A 1,660-nucleotide genomic window follows, 5' to 3' on the forward strand; every position below is an offset into this window, starting at 1 on the left:
TTGCTGTAATTTACATGGCTGTACCGATTTCCCGGAACTCTCATCGGGCTGATGAATCCCGGTCCACCATTCCCATAATGACGCTGATACAGGCTTCGAAGTTGGCCTGAAAGAAAATCAGCAGCTGTATGTGAGTCACCAATGACAATAATGTGGGTTGTTTCAGTATTACTTCGTTTTAGTTTTTCTGACAAGTCAGTAAGTTGTTTTTCACCATAGTTGATCATCCGTCCATTTGTCCCTGTTTCGAAAGAGGTGACCCGGCGGTCAGGATTGCCTGTACTCTGGCAGGAGGTGATTACCGTGGCTGCCACACATAATGCAAGCAGGCAGGGAATAAAAATACGTTTATCTTTCATCAGTTGACAGACCTTCTTGCTGTTCAAAATGAATGTGGGAAACAATAGCTTGTGCAATCAGATTCTCTCCGGCAGGGGTATAATGAATACCATCATCAGCCCGTACCCGTGTCATTTTTCCACGAAGTAAAATATCAGGAGCGTAAATATCAGGGCTATAATTAAATATGTCATTCACATCAACGAGGAGACCACCATATTTTTGAACTTCAGAAGAATACAAAGTGTTCAGATATTTCATGCCATGACTCAGTTTTGACTTCCTCATTGAAGGAGGCATAACCCAGATCACCGGAATATGATATGCCTTCGTCAAATCCAGGATCTGATCTATACGACCACGGTAAACCCGCTCCCAGTCATCACTTTCAAATTTAAGAAAAGGTTTTCCTTTTCCGGCAGGCATATCCCAGGGATCATTAGGACCAAGGAAAACGACCAGTAGACCAATCGATGGGGTCTGACGCAGTGTTTCTGCGGTCGTTGCAGGCCAGTTATAGAAGCCTGGGTATGCAAGACCAGTACTACGACGACTCAGGTTGATCCCGGTGACCTGATGTTTCTCCCGTATAATTTTCAGCACTCTCGGCGCAACACCTTCCATCATGGAATCACCAATCAGCAGTACTTTTTCGGAGCTGCCCAGAATAGCTTTATGCATTCCGTCAGTGCCACTTTCATAAAGAGGTCCTTCAACCCCAACTGTCTCTCCTCTGTCTGGCGAGGTGGATGCCGGAATTCCGGCCAGTATGTATGACTGATTATTCGAATCGTGTGCTCCGGTGACTCGTCGGCTCAGTTGCAGTAGTCCAGACGGTTCCTGAGAAAGGGGGAACGATAATGTATCCCTGGAGCTATGCTCTGCGGGAACCACAGATAAATCATTCTCTGATACTGAGGTATCCTGCTCCTTGTTGTTGTTTTGTCCCTGATTTTCATTGTGCAGGGCGCTGATAAACGTATGCTCAGAAAGCGTGGCAGCATTCATTAGTACTGCCCCCTCGCGCCAGTAACCTGTGGTGACTGTGTCCCATGGGGCATCCTGATGAAAATGAAGTGTCCAGTACTGACTGAGGTTTTGCTGATATAACCAACACAAACTGATAAAAGTTACACTCACGACGATAATAATCTGCAACGAACGGCTCAGTATATTTTGATAATCAGAAGCTTGCATAAATAAATCCGGGAATACCTGAAGGAGAAATAAAAAAAGTTATAGCCAGTACTGGCACAATGATCAGTGGTAGTGCATACCAGGGTAACCCGCCAATAATGATCCCAGTCTGTTTTCTCACATT

Annotated in this window: 1 protein-coding gene and 1 pseudogene; both read right to left on the reverse strand. The window is 45.2% G+C overall.

Annotated elements, in window-relative coordinates; translation table 11 throughout:
• Positions 1–359, reverse strand: a pseudogene (locus tag ACERY3_RS25215) (hypothetical protein); the annotation flags it as partial.
• On the reverse strand, positions 349–1,536 hold the full coding sequence (locus ACERY3_RS25220; RefSeq protein ID WP_262768506.1) for an SGNH family hydrolase: 1,188 nt from the start codon (positions 1,534–1,536) through the stop codon (positions 349–351). The gene ACERY3_RS25220 and the pseudogene ACERY3_RS25215, both read right to left, overlap by 11 nt.
• Positions 1,537–1,660 lie beyond the last annotated feature (124 nt).

Origin of the sequence: Enterobacter cloacae complex sp. ESBL7, from assembly GCF_041679625.1 — a bacterium.
GTDB classification, from domain to species: Bacteria; Pseudomonadota; Gammaproteobacteria; order Enterobacterales; family Enterobacteriaceae; genus Enterobacter; species Enterobacter asburiae_B.

Bases quoted from the DNA above. Each gene is read 5' to 3' on its own strand.
- ACERY3_RS25220 (WP_262768506.1), bottom strand. From the start codon at position 1,536: ATGCAAGCTTCTGATTATCAAAATATACTGAGCCGTTCGTTGCAGATT.